Below are 16284 nucleotides of genomic sequence, written 5' to 3' on the forward strand. Positions count from 1 at the left end.
CACGCGATCACGCCCAGCCGGGGAGCCACATGTGGGCGCGCCAGAACCACTCCGCGATCGGGACCCCCGACCACACCGGCAGGTACAGGACCGCGAGGGCGAGCGAAGCAGCGAGGAACAGCGCCGCCGAGATCCGCCGTTCCCGCAGCTGCCCGGGCGCGGATCGCGGGAGCAGCCGCGCTTCTGCCCCGTCGCGCGAGCGGATTGCGACGCCGCACAGCCCCCCTAGGAGGAGCGCGAGCGCGAGCGCCGAGAACGGGGTGAGCACCACCGCGTAGAACTGGAAGACCGCGGAGCGCGAGACCGTCAGCACCCACGGCAGCCAGCCGCTCAGATACGCGGTGATCACGAAGGCGCTCGCGAGGACCAGCGGATCGGAGGCGCGGACGGCCGCTGCGGCGCCGCCCTCCGTGATCCTGCCGCCCACGGGGAGCGCACCCGCCCCAGGCCCCGTCGCATCCGCTCCGGCCCGCGCCGTCCCGGCTCCCGCGGTGCGCGCCCGCATCCCGGCCCGCAGCCGCAGCACCGCGATCACCGCGAGCGCGAGCAGCGCGGCCACCCCGCCCCAGCTCACCAGCGGGTTCGGCACCGGGGTGACCGTCGACACGCACTCGGCCCAGGGGCAGCCCTCGCTCCAGCTCGCGCGGTACATCGACGTCGGCCTGAGCGCCAGCGGCCAGCTCAGCGGACTCGACTGGTAGGGGTGCGGTGCGCTCAGCGTGCTGTGCCAGGCGAGCATCTCGGCGTGGTAGCGCAGCAGCGAGACCGGCCACGGCACCCCGGGCTCCCTGGCCCAGCCGCCGGGGTTCAGGATCCAGCCGGTCCAGCTCGCCAGGTAGGCGAGCGCCGCCGCGGGGATCGCGATCACCGCCGTGACGAGCGCCTGCAGCACGGATCGGCCGAGCGCCGCCGGCCGCCCGCTGCCGCGATCCGCGCCCGATCCGCCCGCCGCGTCGTCGGCGGGCGGCCTCGCCGCCCGTGCCGCTCGCAGCCGCGTCAGCAGATCCCGCACCGCGATGAACACCAGAAACCCCGCGAGCGCGTAGAGTCCCGACCACTTCACCGCGGCGGCCGCCCCGAAGGCGAGCCCCGCCGCGAGCAGCCACGGTCGCCGCCACGCGATCCCGCCGTGCCGCCCCGGCGCCGCGGACGCGCCGTCCCGCCAGACGAAGAGCGCCCCGAGAGCCACGAACAGGGTGAGGAAGCCGTCGAGCAGCCCGACTCGGGTGAGCACGACGTGGACGCCGTCGATCGCGAGGAGCAGCCCCGCCGTGCACGCGATGACCAGGCTGCGCGACATCAGCCAGCCCAGGCGCATCGTCACGGCCACCGTCGCCACGCCGGCCAGCGCCACGGCGCTGCGCCAGCCCCAGCCGTTGTCCGGGCCGAAGGCCAGGATCCCGAGCCCGATCAGCCACTTGCCGAGCGGAGGATGCACCGCGTTGGCGGGCGTGCCGGTGAAGCCGAGCGCCCGCCCGCCGCTCATGTCCGGGTCGTCGTCCGGCCACACCGTGGGAAAGCCGTGCGCGAGCTGGCTGATCGCGTCGCGCACGTAGTAGAGCTCGTCGAAGACGAGGGTGCCGGGTCGCGAGAGCGCCCAGAAGCGGAAGACGGCCGCGATCCCGAGCACCAGCAGGGGTGCCAGCCACCGCAGCGCCCCTCGCCCGCGCAGCCCGGTGACCTCGCCCGTTCGCCGACCGCATCCTTCGCTCACACGACCAGACTAGGAGGCCGGAGGCGCGGCGCTACGATGGTGGGGTGATCACTCGCCTCAGCAATTACTTCCTGAAGACCCTCCGTGAGGATCCCGCCGACGCCGAGGTGGCCAGCCACAAGCTGCTCGTGCGCGCGGGTTACATCCGCCGCCAGGCGCCCGGGGTGTTCGGCTGGATGCCGCTGGGCCTGCGGGTGAAGGCGAAGATCGAGCAGATCATCCGCGAGGAGATGGCCGCGGCGGGGGCGCACGAGGTGCACTTCCCGGCGCTGCTGCCGCGCGAGCCCTACGAGGCGACCGGCCGCTGGGAGGAGTACGGCGACGCGCTCTTCCGGCTGCGGGACCGGCACGGAGCCGACTACCTGCTCGCCCCCACGCACGAAGAGGTCTTCACGCTGATGGTGAAGGACATCGTCTCGTCCTACAAGGAGCTGCCGCTCGCGCTCTACCAGATCCAGGACAAGTACCGGGACGAGGCGCGGCCCCGCGCCGGCCTGCTGCGCGGTCGCGAGTTCACCATGAAGGACGCCTACTCCTTCGATGTCAGCGACGAGGGGCTGTCCGCCTCCTACCAGCGGCAGCGCGACGCCTACGAGCGGATCTTCTCGCGTCTCGGCGTGGAGTACGTCATCGTCTCGGCCGACGCGGGCGCGATGGGCGGCTCCCGCAGCGAGGAGTTCCTGCTGCCGATCGAGATCGGCGAGGACACCTTCGTGCGCTCTGCGGGAGGATACGCCGCGAACGTCGAGGCGTACCGTGCGCCGGTCCCCGAGGCCCTGCCGATCGAGGGGCAGCCCGCGGCCCTCGTCTTCGACTCGCCCAACACTCCCACCATCGACACGCTGGTCTCGCACACCAACGCCGTGCTGCCGCGCGCCGACGGCCGCGAGTGGACCGCCGCGGACACGCTCAAGTGCGTGGTGCTCGCCGTCACCTCGCTGGAGGGCGAGCGCGAGCTGGTGGTGATCGGCATTCCCGGCGACCGCGACGCCGACATGAAGCGCGTCGAGGTGGCCTTCCCCAACTGCGCGGTCGAACCGGCGAACGAGGCCGACTTCGCGGCGCATCCGGCGCTCGTGAAGGGGTACATCGGCCCGGTGCTGCACGGCGAGGCCGTGCTCGGTACGGAGGGCACGAGCGGGATCCGCTTCCTGCTCGACCCCCGCGTGGTCGATGGCACCGCCTGGGTGACCGGCGCGAACGAGCACGAGAAGCACGTCGCCTACCTGGTCGCGGGGCGCGATTTCACCGCGGACGGCGTCGTCGACGTGGCGAGCGTGCGCGAGGGGGATCCCGCCCCCGACGGCTCGGGGCCGGTGTCGCTCGCCCGCGGCATGGAGATCGGGCACATCTTCGAGCTGGGCCGCAAGTACGCGGAGGCCCTGGGGCTCAAGGTGCTCGACGAGAACGGCAAGCTGGTCACGGTGACGATGGGCTCCTACGGCATCGGGGTCACGCGCATCATGGCGGCGCTCGCCGAGCTCAACCACGACGACCGCGGGCTGATCTGGCCGCGCGCGATCGCGCCCTTCGACGTGCACCTGGTGGCGACGGGGAAGGATCCCGTCGTGTTCGAGCGCGCCGAGGCGCTGGCTGCCGAGCTGTCCGCCGGGGGCGTTGAGGTGCTCTTCGACGACCGGCCGAAGGTGTCGCCGGGCGTGAAGTTCGGCGATGCCGAGCTGCTCGGGGTGCCGCGCGTGGTGGTGGTGGGCCGGGACGCGGCCGAGGGCTTCGCCGAGGTGTGGGATCGTGCGGGGGGGACGAAGGAGCGGGTGGCTCTGAGCGAGGTGCCCGGGCTGTTCGCGTAGTTCCGTCGGGGAGGGGCGCGGCGCGGCGGAGCGGCGGGCTCTCATGCGCCGACCCCGCGTGTGCGGCATCGCTTCGTTCACAGCTCTACGGAGCCATGACTTATCCACGGATCGCACCTTCTCCGTCAATGACCTCGCCATGCTCTGTTACTGTGGTCGGACTGAGGGCCCATAACCGAAGAGCTGCGCACGTGGGGGACCGTCGCACGGATCACCGAAGGAGTCCCCCCCATGGCCAACATCACCGTTTCCTACGCCGAGATCGAGCAGTCCGCCACCCAGCTGGGCGTCGGCCGCGATGAGATCACGCAGAAGCTGCAGGCCCTCCAGACGCAGATCGGCAACCTCGTCGCCTCGGGCTTCATCACGGACCAGGCCTCTGGCAAGTTCAACAACGCCTACACCGAGTACACGGCGAGCGCGAACACGGTGATCAACAAGCTCACCGAGATTCAGAACTTCCTCACGCAGACCGCGAGCGCGATGCGTGAGATGGACGCGCAGATCGCCGCGAAGATCAACTGAGCAGCTCCCGCGAACGGAGCGGTGCGAAGATGAGCGATGGGCTCAACATCAGCGACGCTGCGCTGGAGGCCGCCGGCAACTCGCTGGTGGCGGCCTCCAGCGCGATGACGACGGCGAACGCGGCAGTGCCTGCGGGGGACTTCTCCAGTCTGAGCGGGATCGGCGGCGAGGTGCGGGCGTTCCTGCACGGCTTGCAGACGGGGCGGCTCGCTCTCGCCGATGCCGCCAAGACCGCCGCCCGCGAGGTGGCCGCGGTGATGAGTGAGAGCTCGCGACTCGACGCCCGCATGGCCGAGGCGCTCTCCAGCGGATTCGCGCTGCGGGGAGGCCGGCGGTGACGTGGGTGCCGCCCGAGGGGCGGGCGCTGCTGGAGGGCACACCCGTGTTCGGCTCGGTGGAGGAGATCGACGCCGCTGCCGCGTATGCGCAGGACGTGATGCGCGATACCCGGGCCTATGTCTCCGATGTGCGCGACGGCACGGGGGCGCTGGCCTCGGTGACGAGCGCGGGGGTCGCGAAGATCAGCTCCAAGCTGAGCGGGCGGCTGGCGCCGGGGGCTACGAGCCTCCACGAGAGCGCGAGCGCGGCGAAGACCGCGTTCAACGCCTACGCCGCCGAGGTCGACCGGATTCACACTGAGGCGGCGCGCCTCGTCGCACGCGTCGATGAAGCGCTCGGGACGATCCGGGGGCAGTCGGCTGAGATCGAGCGCATCGCGGATGCGATCGGGGTGTCCGTCGCCTACGCCTGGAACGATGTGCCGCCCGGAACGCTCCCCGAGCCCCGGCTGGGGTTCGCAGCGGCCGAGCTGGATGAGGGACAGCGGGAGGCCGCGGTCCAGAATCTGCGGTCGACGCACGAGTGGAGCTGGCTGCTGGCCGCCTCGCTCTGGCACCAGGCGCTCGTGGACATCGACACGGCGAAGACCCGGTGGGCGCAGCTGATCGAGGAACGGCGCGGCGCGGAGCAGCGGCTGCTGCGGGCGCTCGGCGACACGAGCCTCGGGCACCTGCTGAGCGTGAGCGGCGACTCCGGGAGCGAGCGCGTGTTCACGATCGCAGCAGCGATCTCCGGAGAGCTGCGAGGCGTGGTCGCCGAGGAGGCGCCGGAGCTCGCGAAGTCGCACCCCTTGCTGGCGGGCCTGCTGGCCGATGGCAACGCCGAGCACATCTGGGATGCGCCCCCGCCGCCCGCGGAGGTCGCGGCGTGGTGGGACTCGCTGCCGCCAGAGGATCGCGAGCGTCTCATCGCGGAGGCGCCGTGGGTGATCGGCAATCTGCCCGGCCTGCCCTTCGAGGTGCGGGACGCGGCGAACCGGAAGCTGGTCGAGTTCACTCAGCGGTATCCGCAGTCGCTGACGCCCGAGCAGCTGAAGTTGATGGCGGAGATCCGGGACATTCTGAAGCGGGAGGCGCGGCAGCGCGTGCTGTACGGGACGGCGCGTCCGCCGATCCAGCTCGTGGCGCTCGACATGACCGGCGCGGTGCCGAAGGCGGCGGTGGGTTACGGCGATCTCGACGCGGCTACGCACACCACCTGGGACGTGCCGGGCATGAACAGCGACGCCCCCCTCGCCCTTGAGGGCTGGGATGAGGCGAGCCGTAACCTCTACCGGGCCCAGCAGCAAGTGTCCGGTTTTGCGGGCTCGAATGCGGTGGTCGCGTGGCTCGGCTACGACACGCCGGGTCTGGCCGGCGTACTGGGAACCGACTCGGCGGCCGCGGGCGCGCAGCGCTTCGCCGCCGAGCTCGACGGTGCCTACGCGACGAGGGAGGCGGGCGGAAACGGCGTGCCGGTCGTGAACGTGCTATCGCACTCCTACGGCACCACCCTCGCCACGATCGCGCTGACCCTGGTGCAGCACCCGGTCGATGCCCTCGTGATGCTCGGCTCTGCCGGCCCGGACACCGGGATGGTCCCCTCCTACGAGGCCCTCAACGTGAAGGAGGCCTCGCCCGGGCAGCGGGCGATCTACACCACGCACGCCTCCGACGACCACCTCGCGCCCTTCGGCGCGGGGCTCGCGGGACGTGGCCAGCCCAATCCCGGCGCGACGGGTTTCGGATTCGAACGGTACAGCCCGGTGTATGGGGGCGGGCTGTCGTTCTCCTCGGACGGGGATCCGGCGCACGGGCTGAAGCGGACCGACGGGCACTCCGTGATCGGCGAGGGAGAGAAGGCCGGGATGGGCGGGATTACATCTTCCGAGGGGCACGGGTATCTCGACCGGAACACGCAGTCGCTCGACAGCGTGGCGCAGATCACGATGGACCAGGTCAGCGAGGAACTGGCGAACTCGTTCACCCGGACCGAGGGGGAGAGCGTCGAGTGGATTGTGGTCGAAGGCCAGCTGGTTCCGCTCCGCGTCGGCTCGGAGGACGACTGATGGTGCGGTATCGGTCGATCGCAGCGGCGGGGCTCGCGCTCGTTGTTGCGGGAGTTCTGTCCGCGTGTCTCCAGGAGGTACCGATCGTGTCGAACAATCCCGACAATCCGACGACGAACATGACCCTCGATGAGCAACGGGCTTGGGTGGCGGAACAGCTCGATGCGGCGGTCGAGGCGAGTGGTGTCGCAGAAGGCTGGTTCGATATTTACTGGCACGACGTGTTCTGGTCCGCCGATCGCCCCGAGGACCGAGAGATGATCCTGAACTCACTCTTCCCCGACGATTGCGGCATGGGCGGTCAGCTGATCACCTCTCTGAAGAATCAGACGGCGGATGATCCCTTGGGAGCGGCGGCGCGGGTGCGGGGCTTCTGGGAGTCTGAGGGGTGGACGGTGAGCGATGTCCGCTCCTACGGCGGGAACCCCTATTTCCGGGCCGATCGCGAGGACGGTGCGGTGCTGGCGTTTCAGGCCTCGCCAGAGGGCATGTCCATGAGCGTCGAGTCGGCATGCTCGGTGAACAACACGGTGACGAACTGGGACGCCTACCTCGATCCCGTGCCCAACGAGTTCGAGCAGGAGCTCGAACGCCGCGGCGAGTCCGCGGAGGAGACGCAACGGAACGGCGGGTGAGATGAGGTGAAGCTCAGGGTGTCGCTCGCGCTCCCGCAGGGCGGGGTCCGCGACATCACGCTCGTCTGCGACGTGACGACCACGGTCGCGGACGTCGCACGTACCCTGCTCCTTGCGGGAACGGGCCACGACCCCCGCCTCGCCGAGATCGCGCGCCAGCGACTCGCGCCCGTCCCCCTGCGCGCACGCAGCAGCGCGGTCGCCCCGCTGCTCCTCCTCGACCCGGCATCGCCGATCGGATCCTCCGGGCTGCAGCCCGGCTGGATCATCGACGCGGTGCTCGAGTTCGGGCCGTCCGGGGGCGCACGGGTCATCGAACCCGCCGGAACCGTCGAGGTGCACTCCGGCAGGCACCGCGGAGCGGTGTTCAGCCTGATCGCGGGACAGAACCTCATCGGCAGGGACCGGGAGAGCCGGATCTTCCTGAGTGACGGCAGCGTCTCGCGCCGGCACGCGACGATCGACCTCACTCCCGCGGGCATCACGATCCGTGACCTCGGCTCGGCGAACGGCATCCTCATCGACGGTCACGCCGTCACCGAGCACCGGGTGGCCGCCCCGTGCATGGTGACCCTCGGCGAGGTGGAGCTGAGGATCGTCCCCGGCCCTCCCGCCTCACCGCCGCCGCAGCTGTCCCACCGCGTCATGCACACGCGTGCCCCGCGGATCGCCCCGCACTTCCCCGCCACCGTGCGCGAGCTGCCAGGAGGACGGTCAGCAGGGCTGGGTGCGACTTTTTTTTTTTAGGGGACGCGGAGCCCCGCCAAGCCCCCCCCCCTCCGTGTCGCGGGCGGCGCAAGTGGGTTAAAGGAACCACCCCCCGCCACCGTGCGCGAGCTGCCCGCGCCGCCCGCCCCGCCGACGCCGAACCGGATCCCGATCCTCGCAATGCTGGCACCCGCAATGATGGGCGGAGCGATGTACGCCATCACCCGCTCGCCGATGAGCCTCATGATGGTGGTCTTCTCGCCGCTGATGATGATCGGATCGTGGCTCGACGGCGCACTCGGCGGCAGGCGCAAGCAGAAGCGCGAACTGGCCGGCTTCGCGGCGAGCCTCGACGCCGAGCGGGCCCAGCTGACCGCGCTGCGCAGCCGCGAGATCGAGATCCGTGCCGCTGAGACCCCCACGCTCCCCGAGATCGCCGCCGCCATCCGCGAGCGCAACAGCCTGCTGTGGACCCGCAGACCCGAGCATCGATCCTTCCTCGAGCTGCGCTTCGGGGAGGGCACGCTGCCCAGTCGCACGCAGATCCGTCTCCCCCCGCGCGGCGAGGCCGAACACGCGCAGTGGGAACGGCTGAGCGGGATCGCGGACGAGTTCCTCGAGGTGTCGCCGGTCCCCGTGCTCGAACGCCTCGACCGCTGCGGCTCGATCGGCGTCGCGGGCGAGCGGCTGTGGGCGGAGGGCCTGGCCCGCTCGCTGGTCCTGCAGCTCGCCGGCCTGCACTCGCCCAGCGAGCTGGCCATCGCCTGCTTCGCGAGCCCCGAACAGGCGGAGGAGTGGAGCTGGCTGAAGTGGCTGCCGCACCTCGACGCGGTCACCAGCCCGCTGCCCGCCTGGCAGCTCGCCGACGACGAGCGCGGCTCGATGCGCCTGCTGATCGCGCTCGAAGCGCTGATCGAAGCACGGTCCGCGGCGGCGTCCGGCCGCCGGACGGTGCGTTCACACCTCGACGCCGAGACCCGCAATGACGAGGGCCAGGGAGAGGCGGTCACGGAGCTGCCGACGATCCCCGCCGTGATCGTGCTCGTGCTCGACGACGGCCGAGTCGAGCAGTCGCGGCTCATTGGCCTCGCCGAAGCAGGACCGGACCGGGGGATCCACCTCATCTGGGTCGCCCGCGAGCGCGCGTCGCTCCCCGCGGCCTGCCGCACCTTCGTCGAGCTCGGCGGCGCCGAAGGAACGGTGAGCTTCGTTCGGACCGGCGCGGCGGTTCCGCTGCAGCGCCTCGAGTTCCTCAGCGCTCCTGAGGCGCTCGAACTCGCCCGCCATCTCGCCCCCGTCGAGGACACGAGCGCGCGGGTGCTCGACGAGAGCGACCTGCCCCGGTCGGTGCAGCTGCGCGAACTGCACGGCACCGAGCTGATCGGAGGGGCCGCACCGATCCTGCAGGCCTGGGCGGACTCCGGCACGCTCACCTCCCAGTGGGTCGCCGGGGCCGAGCGGGAGCCGACCGCGCTCGCCGCGGTCGTGGGGCAGGGCGCGGATGGCCCGGCAGTCATCGACCTCCGGCTCCACGGGCCGCACGCGCTCGTCGGAGGCACCACGGGAGCCGGCAAGTCGGAGTTCCTGCAGAGCTGGATCATGAGCCTCGCGGCCCGCATCAGCCCCGAGCGGCTCACCTTCCTGCTGGTCGACTACAAGGGCGGCGCCGCATTCGCGGAGTGCGTCGAGCTGCCGCACACCGTCGGGCTGGTCACGGACCTCAGCCCTCACCTCGTGCGACGGGCGCTGATCTCACTGCGGGCCGAGCTGCGCCACCGCGAAGAACTGCTCGCCGCCCACGGGGCGAAAGACCTCATCACGATGGAGCGGCGATCCGACGCGGCGGCGCCGCCCGCGCTCGTGATCGTGATCGACGAGTTCGCGGCGCTCGCCGGAGAGGTCCCCGAGTTCGTCGACGGCGTCGTGGACGTCGCGCAGCGGGGGCGCTCCCTCGGGCTGCACCTCATCATGGCGACGCAACGCCCGGCCGGGGTGATCAAGGACAACCTACGCGCCAACACCAATCTGCGTGTGGCCCTGCGCATGGCCGACGAGGCCGACAGCAGCGACGTGATCGGAGTGAAGGACGCGGCGTACTTCGACGCGGGGACGCCCGGGCGCGGGGCGATCAAGGTGGGTCCTGGCAAGATCGGCCACTTCCAGACCGGCTACCTGGGCGGGCGGGCCTCCGAGGTCGCCCCCGAATCCCGGGTGGAGGTGCGATCCCTCGACTTCACCGAGGGGGAGCCCTGGCCGATCCCCGCGGAGCCGCTGCGGCCGGTCCGCGAGCGCACCCGGCAGCCGCGGGACATCGAGGTGCTCCGGGACGGCATCGTCGCGGCGGCACGGGCAGCCGGGCTCGCGGCACCGCGACGGCCCTGGCTCGACGCCCTGCCCGCACGGCTTGCGCTGCGGGAGCTGCCCGCGCCCGACGGCTCGGACGCCGAGCGGTCGCCGGATGCGGCGCTGATCGGCCTGCGAGACGAGCCCGCCGCGCAGTCCCAGCGGGCCGTGGCGGTCGATCTCGAAGCCTGCGGAAACCTGTCGTTCCTGGGGGCGGGCGGTGCGGGCAAGACCAGCGCGCTGATCTCGCTCGCCGCGGCGCTGAGCGCGCAGGGGGAGCGCCATCCGGTGCAGATCTACGCGATCGACGCCGCTGGCGGCGCGCTCGATGCGCTCGGCGTGCTGCCTACCGTGGGCGCGGTGGCCCCGCTCGCCGACGCCGAGCTCGTGAGCCGGGTGCTGCGGCGCATGACCGAGCTGATCGCCGAGCGCGGTCCGCGCTTCGCCGCCGTACGGGCCGCCGGCCTCAACGCCTACCGGCGCACGCCGGGCGGAGACCGGGAACCGCGGGTCGTGCTCATGATCGACGGCTTCGGCGCGTTTCGTCAGGCAAGCGAGACGCTCGGCGGGCCGGCCGGTCACGCCCAGATGCTCAGCGAGATCATGATGACCGGGCGCGCCGTCGGCGTGCACGTGGTGATCACCGCGGATCGGCCGGGGGCGCTGCCCGCGAGCATGGCGGCGACGCTGCAGCAGCAGTTCGTGATGCGGCTCGCGAACCCGCACGACTATGCGCAGCTGGGCGTGGCGGCCGACACCCTGGATGGCGCCCCCTCGGGGCGCGCGGTGCTGGCGGGCGACACCGAGGAGGTGCAGATCGCGCTGCTCGGAGGAGCGGGGGATCTCGCCGCCCAGGCGCAGAGCCTCGAAGCGCTCGCGGTGCGGCTGCGCGAGACCGGGGTGCCGCCGGCCCCCGTGGTGCGCAACGCGCCCGAACGAGTGGAGCTCGAGAAGCTCCCGGCCGAGAGCGGCGGCAGGCCGGTGTACGGGATCGACACGCAGAATCTCACGCCCGTCGCACTGCCTCCGAGCGGACTGGGCGTCATCTCAGGGCCTGCGGCATCGGGCCAGTCCGCCGCGCTCCTCAGCTGCGTGGAGGCGGTGCGGCGCTGGGCGGCTGAGCGGGGTGAGCCGGTGGAGACGGCGCTGCTCACCCTCGTCGACGACGGTCTCGCCCGGGTGGGCGGCTGGGATCTGCTCGCCCGGGGAGCGGACGCGGTGGCGGAGCTTGCGGACCGGCTGATTCTCGCGCTCGGCGGCACGTCTTCCGGAACGACGGCGACGCAGATCGGCGGCGGGATCGGCGGGATCGGCGGGATCGGCGGCATCGGCGGAGCGATCGGCACTCCGATCGGCGGCGGGATCGCCGCGCCGTCCGCAGATGCCGGCGCCGCGGAAGCCGAGCCCCTGGTCTTCCCCGCGGCGGCGGCGCGGGGAGTGATCGCGGTCGAGCGGCCCGCCATGGCGGAGGGGACGCGCGCGCTGCCCGCGCTGGTGGCGCTGGCGAAGATCGCGAGGCGCGCTCAGGTTCTGGTGCTGTTCGAGTTCGAGCAGGGCGCGGGTGCCACGGTCTGGGATCTGTTCTCCGCGCTCAGGCAGCCGAACTGGGGCGTGGCGCTGCAGCCGGACGAGCAGGAGAGCCAGACGCCGTTCCGCGAGTCGTTCGGGAGGGTGAAGCGGGCGGACTTTCCTCCCGGCCGAGGCTTCGCGGTCGAGAACGGGCGGGCGACACCGGTGCAGGTGGCGCTCGCGGAACGGTTCGAGAGGGGTGGGGTATCCTAGGTGGCCTGCCGCGCGCTGTGTGAGCGCCCGGCGACAGCTGAATAGACATTTCAATACCCCGAGGAGACCACCGTGAAGATCGACCTTGCCATGCTGCGCGGGCTGGAGCGCGAGAAGGAGATCCCCTTCGAGGAGCTCGCCGAGATCATCGAACAGGCGATCCGCTCGGCCTATCTGCGCCACGCCGAGAACCAGGGCCTGTCCGTGCCGCGCGAGGATCAGGTGCGAGTGACCCTCGACCGGAAGACCGGCGACATCTCCGTGCTCGTCCCCGAGGTCGACGATGAGGGGGCGGTGATCGGCGAGGCCTACGTCACCACGGACGAGTTCGGCCGGGTCGCGTCCAGCGCGGCGAAGCAGGTCATCAGTCAGCGCATGCGCGACCTCACCGACGACGCCGTCCTGGGGGCGTTCAAGGACAAGGAGGGGCAGATCCTGTCCGGCGTGGTGCAGCAGGGCCCCAACCCGCGGATGGTGCACATCGACCTGGGAGAGCTGGAGGCGATCCTGCCCCCGGAGGAGCAGGTGCCCGGTGAGCAGTACCCGCACGGAACGCGCATGCGGGTGTATGTGACGAGCGTGTCGAAGGGGACGAAGGGGCCCCAGGTGGTCGTGTCGCGCACCCACCCGGGCCTTGTGCGCAAGCTCTTCGAGCGGGAGGTGCCCGAGCTGGCGCAGGGCCTCGTCGAGATCGTCTCGCTGGCACGCGAGGCCGGGCATCGCACGAAGGTGGCGGTGCGTGCGAAGCAGAGCGGCATCAATGCGAAGGGCACCTGCATCGGCGAGATGGGTAGCCGCGTGCGAGCCGTGATGAGCGAGCTCGGCGAGGAGAAGATCGACATCGTCGACTATTCGCCGGAGCTGCCGACCTTCGTGGCGAACGCCCTGTCGCCGGCGAAGGTGACGGATGTGTTCATGCTGAACGAGTCGATGAAGCAGGTGCGCGCCCTGGTCCCCGACTTCCAGCTCTCCCTCGCGATCGGCAAGGAGGGTCAGAACGCCCGCCTCGCCGCCAAGCTGACGGGCGCAAAAATCGACATCCAGCCGGATTCAATCATGAATGATTGAATCGGATGTCGATTTTTGCGCGTTTCCCGGAGCGCCCACAGGCGCGACGGGGAACGTCCGTATGACAGACATCCAGCCGGATTCAATCATGAATGATTGAATCCGGCTGGGGAGCCGGCGTGGCCGCAACGGAACCCTGGTTTCGCCCAGCGCAGCCGGAGGTGGGAAGCTGGTAAGATGGATTCGGTTCGGACCTGTGTTGCGTGTCGCAAGCGCGCCCCGCGCACGGAACTGCTGCGAGTGGCGCTTCAGGATGGACGGCTGGTGGCCGACGATCGTGCGGTGCTTCCGGGGCGGGGAGCCTGGGTGCATCCCACGGCTCAGTGTCTGGATCGAGCGGTGTCGCGCGGCATGTTCGCGCGTGCGCTGAAGGTGTCGGGGAAGCCCGACGCCAGCCCTTTAGAGAACAGGCTGAAAACACTCATGGACAACTAATGAGCGGCTCACGATGAGACCCGTCCGTTAATCAATGGTTCTCGCCTGTCTGGCGTGAACCCAGACAGGAGAAAAGTGGCAAACCCACGCGTACACGAGATCGCTGCGGAGATCGGTGTCGATAGCAAGGTCGTCCTGGCCAAGCTGAAGGAAATGGGCGAGTTCGTCAAGGCGTCCTCGTCGGCAGTCGCGCCCCCGGTGGCGCGCAAGGTCAAGGCCGCCCTCGAGGCGGACGGGGTGACCCAGTCGAAGTCGGACGATGCCGCGGCGCCGAAGCCCGCGGCGAAGAAGCCCGCGGGCCCGAAGCCGGGCCCGAAGCCGGCTGCGCCGCGCGCCGAGGAGCCGGCTCCCCCCGCGGAGCAGGCGGAGAAGCCCGCCCCGGCGCCCAAGCCCGCCGCGGAGGCGGCTCCGAAGCCGGGCGGCGCAGCTGAGAAGCCCGCCGCGAAGTCGGCTCCGAAGCCGGGGGCTCCGAAGCCCGCCGGCCCGCGTCCGGGCAACAATCCCTTCGCGTCCAGCCAGGGGATGGGCATTCCGCGTCCGCCGCGTCCCGGCAACAACCCCTTCGCGCCGAGCCAGGGCATGGGCCGTGGCGGCAATCGTCCCAATCCGGGGAACATCCCGCGGCCCGCGCCGCGCCCGCAGGGCGCGGGTGCCGGTCGTCCGGGCGGCGCGCGCCCCGGCGGCGGGCGTCCCGGCGGTGGCGGCGGATTCAACCGTCCTGGTGGCGGTGGCGCCCCGGGCGCCGGCGGCTTCGCCGGTCCTCGTCCCGGTGGCGGTTTCGCCGGTCGCGGTCGCGGCGGTCGTGGTGCGGGCACTGCCGGCGCCTTCGGCCGTGGCGGTTCCAAGAGCAAGGCGCGCAAGTCGAAGCGGGCGAAGCGGCAAGAGTTCGAGATGCGGCAGGCCCCGTCGATCGGCGGCGTGCAGGTTCCTCGCGGTGACGGCAACACGCCGATCCGGCTGCGTCGCGGCGCCTCGCTCTCCGACTTCGCCGACAAGATCGATACGAGCGCTTCGAACCTCGTGACGATCCTCTTCCACCTCGGCGAGATGGCGACGGCGACGGAGTCGCTCGACGAGGCGACCTTCGAGATCCTCGGCGACGAGCTGGGCTACAAGATCCAGATCGTCTCTCCCGAGGACGAGGATCGCGAGCTGCTCGAGGGCTTCGACATCGACATCGAGGGTGAGCTGGAGGAGGAGGGCGACGACGTGCTCGTCGCACGTCCTCCGGTGGTCACGGTCATGGGTCACGTGGACCACGGCAAGACCCGCCTGCTCGATGCGATCCGCAAGGCGGACGTGGGCGGCGGCGAGGCCGGTGGCATCACGCAGCACATCGGCGCCTACCAGGTGCACACCGTGCACGATGGCGTGGATCGCGCCCTGACCTTCATCGACACCCCGGGTCACGAGGCGTTCACCGCCATGCGTGCGCGTGGTGCGCAGGTGACGGACATCGCGATCCTCGTGGTCGCCGCCGACGACGGGATCATGCCCCAGACGATCGAGGCGCTGAACCACGCGCAGTCGGCCAACGTGCCGATCGTGGTCGCGGTGAACAAGATCGACAAGGAGGGCGCGAACCCCGAGAAGGTCCGCCAGCAGCTCACCGAGTTCGGCCTGGTGGCCGAGGAGTGGGGCGGCGATGTCATGTTCGTCGACGTGTCGGCGAAGAACAACATCGGCATCACGGAGCTCCTGGACGCGGTGCTGCTCACCGCGGACGCGGGCCTCGATCTGCGCGCCAATCCGGACAAGGACGCTCGCGGCGTCGCCATCGAGGCGAAGCTCGACAAGGGGCGCGGTTCGGTTGCGACGGTGCTCATCCAGTCGGGCACGCTGCGTGTCGGCGACGCGATCGTGGCGGGCACCGCCTACGGCCGCGTGCGCGCGATGAGCGACGAGAACGGCGAGCCGGTGACCGAGGCGCTGCCCTCGCGTCCGGTGCAGGTGCAGGGTCTGTCGAGCGTGCCGCGCGCGGGCGACAACTTCATCGTCACCTCCGAGGACCGCACGGCCCGTCAGATCGCCGAGAAGCGCGAGGCAGCCGAGCGCAATGCCCAGCTGGCGAAGGCGCGCAAGCGCATCAGCCTGGAGGACTTCACGAAGGCGCTGGAGGACGGCAAGGTCGAGTCGCTCAACCTCATCATCAAGGGCGACGTGTCGGGTGCCGTGGAGGCGCTCGAGGAGTCGCTGATGAAGATCGAGGTCGACGATTCGGTGCAGCTGCGCATCCTGCACCGCGGTGTGGGCGCGATCACCGAGTCGGACGTGGATCTCGCCACGATCGACAACGCGATCGTGATCGGCTTCAATGTGCGTCCCGATGTCAAGGCCCGCGAGCGCGCCGCGCGCGAGGGCATCGACATCCGCTTCTACAACGTCATCTACAACGCGCTCGACGACATCGAGAGCTCGCTCAAGGGCCTGCTCAAGCCGGAGTTCGAAGAGGTGCAGTCGGGTGTGGCCGAGATCCGCGAGGTGTTCCGCTCCTCGAAGTTCGGCAACATCGCGGGCGTCATCGTCCGCAGCGGCACGATCACGCGCAATGCGAAGGCGCGCGTGATCCGCGAGGGCGTGGTGATCGCCGACGGCCTGGCCATCGAGTCGCTGCGTCGCTTCAAGGACGACGTCACCGAGGTGAAGACGGACTTCGAGGCCGGCATCGGCCTGGGCAAGTACAACGACATCCAGGTGGGCGACGAGATCGAGACCACCGAGATGGTGGAGAAGCCGCGCGGCTGATCCCTGCGTGATGTGTCACGGCAGAGGGGGCGGATCGGGATCCCGATCCGCCCCCTCGTCTGTCCGGGACCGCTCTATGGGACCGTTCGATGGGGCCGCTCGCGCAGAGTGAACACCCGTCCGCGCGCAGTCCTG

At 70.9% G+C, this 16284-nt stretch carries 11 protein-coding genes; 10 read left to right on the forward strand and 1 reads right to left on the reverse strand.

What is annotated here, in order from left to right; all coding sequences use genetic code 11:
• Window positions 1-7 precede the first annotated feature (7 nt).
• Window positions 8-1714: a phospholipid carrier-dependent glycosyltransferase gene (locus B4915_RS11265; protein ID WP_245907466.1), complete on the reverse strand. Its 1707-nt coding sequence runs from the start codon at window positions 1712-1714 to the stop codon at window positions 8-10.
• 44 nt (window positions 1715-1758) lie between these two features.
• Here B4915_RS11265 and B4915_RS11270 point away from each other — a divergent pair, with 44 nt between their 5' ends.
• The 10 genes from B4915_RS11270 (at window position 1759) to infB (ending at window position 16149) form a co-directional block, all read left to right on the forward strand.
• Window positions 1759-3522 (forward strand): proline--tRNA ligase, encoded by a 1764-nt coding sequence (locus tag B4915_RS11270; RefSeq protein ID WP_105805917.1) that lies wholly within the window; start codon window positions 1759-1761, stop codon window positions 3520-3522.
• Window positions 3523-3753: 231 nt separating this feature from the next.
• Window positions 3754-4047 carry a WXG100 family type VII secretion target gene (locus tag B4915_RS11275; RefSeq protein WP_105805918.1) on the forward strand — a complete coding sequence of 98 codons (294 nt, stop codon included), beginning with the start codon at window positions 3754-3756 and terminating at the stop codon, window positions 4045-4047.
• 29 nt (window positions 4048-4076) lie between these two features.
• Window positions 4077-4385: a hypothetical protein gene (locus B4915_RS11280; protein WP_105805919.1), complete on the forward strand. Its 309-nt coding sequence runs from the start codon at window positions 4077-4079 to the stop codon at window positions 4383-4385.
• The gene (locus B4915_RS11285) at window positions 4382-6433 is read left to right on the forward strand and encodes an alpha/beta hydrolase (protein ID WP_105805920.1); all 2052 of its coding nucleotides are present in this window, start codon (window positions 4382-4384) and stop codon (window positions 6431-6433) included. The genes B4915_RS11280 and B4915_RS11285 overlap by 4 nt, the downstream gene beginning before the upstream one ends.
• A gap of 86 nt (window positions 6434-6519) precedes the next feature.
• Window positions 6520-7068 (forward strand): hypothetical protein, encoded by a 549-nt coding sequence (locus B4915_RS11290; RefSeq protein WP_105805921.1) that lies wholly within the window; start codon window positions 6520-6522, stop codon window positions 7066-7068.
• Between the two features lie 6 nt (window positions 7069-7074).
• Complete coding sequence (locus B4915_RS11295; RefSeq protein ID WP_219845115.1) at window positions 7075-7815, forward strand: FHA domain-containing protein; 741 nt, start codon at window positions 7075-7077, stop codon at window positions 7813-7815.
• A 141-nt stretch (window positions 7816-7956) separates the two neighbouring features.
• Window positions 7957-11901 carry an FtsK/SpoIIIE domain-containing protein gene (locus tag B4915_RS11300; protein ID WP_105805969.1) on the forward strand — a complete coding sequence of 1315 codons (3945 nt, stop codon included), beginning with the start codon at window positions 7957-7959 and terminating at the stop codon, window positions 11899-11901.
• Window positions 11902-11973: 72 nt separating this feature from the next.
• Window positions 11974-12969, forward strand: coding sequence for a transcription termination factor NusA (nusA, locus tag B4915_RS11305; protein WP_105805922.1), 996 nt, complete (start codon window positions 11974-11976; stop codon window positions 12967-12969).
• A 177-nt stretch (window positions 12970-13146) separates the two neighbouring features.
• Window positions 13147-13404 carry a YlxR family protein gene (locus tag B4915_RS11310; RefSeq protein ID WP_105805923.1) on the forward strand — a complete coding sequence of 86 codons (258 nt, stop codon included), beginning with the start codon at window positions 13147-13149 and terminating at the stop codon, window positions 13402-13404.
• A gap of 75 nt (window positions 13405-13479) precedes the next feature.
• A complete protein-coding gene (gene infB / locus B4915_RS11315; protein WP_105805924.1) occupies window positions 13480-16149 on the forward strand; it encodes a translation initiation factor IF-2 in 2670 nt (889 codons plus the stop codon).
• Window positions 16150-16284: the final 135 nt, after the last annotated feature.

This window comes from Leucobacter massiliensis, from assembly GCF_002982315.1.
Taxonomy (GTDB): domain Bacteria; phylum Actinomycetota; class Actinomycetes; order Actinomycetales; family Microbacteriaceae; genus Leucobacter; species Leucobacter massiliensis.

Excerpts from the sequence above, each read along its gene's own strand:
- B4915_RS11275 (WP_105805918.1), top strand. The coding sequence starts at position 3,754 with ATGGCCAACATCACCGTTTCCTACGCCGAGATCGAGCAGTCCGCCACC.
- B4915_RS11280 (WP_105805919.1), top strand. The coding sequence starts at position 4,077 with ATGAGCGATGGGCTCAACATCAGCGACGCTGCGCTGGAGGCCGCCGGC.
- B4915_RS11300 (WP_105805969.1), top strand. The coding sequence starts at position 7,957 with ATGCTGGCACCCGCAATGATGGGCGGAGCGATGTACGCCATCACCCGC.
- B4915_RS11310 (WP_105805923.1), top strand. The coding sequence starts at position 13,147 with ATGGATTCGGTTCGGACCTGTGTTGCGTGTCGCAAGCGCGCCCCGCGC.